This is a genomic window from Spirillospora sp. NPDC048911, from assembly GCF_043198015.1.
Taxonomy (GTDB): domain Bacteria; phylum Actinomycetota; class Actinomycetes; order Streptosporangiales; family Streptosporangiaceae; genus Spirillospora.
In genome coordinates this window covers 1-2500 of record NZ_JBICUD010000025.1, presented here as the reverse complement: position 1 = coordinate 2500, position 2500 = coordinate 1, and the positions used below count along the sequence as shown (strand labels likewise).

2 protein-coding genes are annotated in these 2500 nt (G+C 72.9%); both read left to right on the top strand.

Annotated features, from left to right (window positions below; genetic code table 11):
* Nucleotides 1–927: ATP-binding cassette domain-containing protein (locus tag ACGFNU_RS50630; RefSeq protein ID WP_392604170.1), on the top strand; the 927-nt coding region annotated here is incomplete at its 5' end.
* Nucleotides 924–2500: ABC transporter permease (locus tag ACGFNU_RS50625; protein ID WP_392604168.1), on the top strand; the 1577-nt coding region annotated here is incomplete at its 3' end. The genes ACGFNU_RS50630 and ACGFNU_RS50625, both read left to right, overlap by 4 nt.

The window sequence follows — 2500 nt, the reverse complement described above, 5'->3', positions numbered from 1 at the left end:
GCCGCCATCGCGATCTCCGGGCTGGTGAAGACGTTCGGGCGGACCCGGGCGCTCGACGGTCTGGACCTGACCGTCTCGACCGGGGAGGTGCACGGGTTCCTGGGGCCGAACGGCGCCGGCAAGACCACCACCATTCGCGTCCTGCTGGGGCTGCTGCGCGCCGACGGAGGCGAGGCCCGGTTGCTGGACGGTGATCCGTGGCGTGACGCCGTCGCCCTGCACCGGAGCCTGGCGTATGTGCCGGGCGACGTGAGCCTGTGGCCCACGCTGTCGGGCGGCGAGATCATCGACGTCTTCGGCCGGTTGCGCGGTGATCTGGATCCGGCCCGCCGGGACGAGCTGCTGGAGCGCTTCGAACTCGATCCGGCCAAGAAGGCGCGCACCTACTCCAAGGGCAACCGGCAGAAGGTCGGCCTGGTGGCGGCGCTGGCGTCCAGTGCCGAGCTGCTGATCCTGGACGAGCCGACCTCGGGCCTGGACCCGCTGATGGAGACCGTCTTCCAGGACTGCATCCGCGAAGTGAAGAACCAGGGCCGCACAGTCTTGCTGTCGAGTCACATCCTGGCCGAGGTGGAGGCCCTGTGCGATCGGGTGACCATCATCCGGGAGGGCCGGACGGTGGAGAGCGGGACTCTGGACGAGCTGCGGCATCTGACCCGCACCTCGATCGACGTCCAGACCGCGCGCCCGGTCACCGGGCTGGACGAGCTGGCCGGGGTGCACGACGTTCGCATGGACGGCGACCGGGCTCGTTTCGACGTCGACACCGACCGGCTCGACGGCGCCATCCGGCATCTGGCCGCGTTGGGCATCCGTACTCTCAACAGCCAGCCGCCCACGCTGGAGGAACTGTTCCTGCGGCACTACGGCGACGAGCTCGCCGGCGAGCGGGCCCTGGCGGACGGTCACCGGAAGGCCGGCCGATGAGCGAGCTCGCCGGCGCCGCCACGCTCGCGCGCCTGGTCCTGCGCCGCGACCGGCTGCGCATCGCCGTGTGGACCGTGTCGATCGTCCTGCTGGAGGTGTTGAGCGCCTGGAGCACCAAAGGCCTGTACCCCACCCGCGCCGATCTCCAGGAGGCGGCCGCGGCCGCCCATGGCAACGCCGCCGCCATCGCGCTCAACGGCCCCGACCAGGCACTCGACACGACGGGCGGGCAGGTCGCGTTCCAGATCGGCACCAACGGCCTGGTCGCGGTCGCGCTGATGGCCGTCTTCATGGTCGGACGCGAGACCCGCGCCGAGGAGGAGGCCGGCCGGCTGGAGCTGGTCCGCGCCATGGCGGTCGGCCGGCACGCGAGCCTGGCCGCCGCGCTGAGCGTCGTGGCGGCCATGAGCGCCGCCGTCGGCGGCCTGACGGCGCTCGGCCTGATCGCCCTGGATCTGCCCGCGGCCGGCTCGATTCTGTTCGGCGCCACGCTGCTTCTGGAAGGGCTCGTCTTCGCGGGCGTCACCGTGGTCGCGGCCCAGTCCGCCCAGAACACGCGGGTGACCTACGGTGCCGTCGGCGCCGTGCTGGGGGCGGCCTTCGTCCTGCGGGCCGCCGGTGACATCGGCGACGGCACGCTGTCGTGGCTCTCGCCCATCGGATGGGCGCAGAAGACCCGGCCGTTCGCTGGCGAACGGTGGTGGCCCGCGCTCCTCATGGCCGCCGCCGCGGTGGCGCTGGTCGCCGCCGGCAGCGTGCTGTCGACCCTGCGGGACGTCGACGCCGGCTTCGTGGCACCCCGCCCCGGCCCCCGCACGGCACGGCCGTACCTCGGCCGCCCGCTGGGCCTGGCCCTGCGCCTGCAACGCGGCGCCCTGATCGGCTGGAGCACCGGGCTGCTGCTCACCGGAGCGGCCTTCGGCTGGATCGCCGACGACGTCGAGGATCTGGTAGGCGACAACGAGAACCTGCGCGAAGTGATCGCGCGGACCGGCGGCGCCAGTCTCACCGACGCCTTCCTGGCCACCGAGGTGCTGCTGGTGGCCCTGATCGCCACGGGTTACGCCGTCCAGGCCGCACTGCGGGTACGCGGCGAGGAGACCGCGCTGCGCGCCGAGCCGCTCCTGGCGACCCCGCTGTCCCGCCGCCGCTGGCTGGCCGCCCACCTGGTGGTGGCGCTGGCCGGAAGCGTGGTCGTGCTCGCCGCGGCGGGCCTCGGCTCGGGGCTCATGTACGGCCTCGTCTCCCACGACCTGAGCCAGGTGCCCCGCATGCTGGGGGCGACCCTCGTCTACGTCCCGGCGCTCTGGCTGTTCGCCGGGCTGGCCACCCTGCTGTTCGGACTCGTCCCGCGCGGCGTGGCCCTCACCTGGGGAGCCTTCGCCGCCTGCTTCGCCATCGGAATGCTCGGAGAGGCACTCAACCTCCCCACCTGGGTCAACGACGCCTCCCCCTTCCACCACACACCCTCGGCCCCCTCAGAGGACCCCGCCGCCACACCCCTCACCATCCTCCTTGCCATCGCAGCCGCACTGACCCTCGGCGGCATACTCGCCTTCCGCCGCCGCGACGT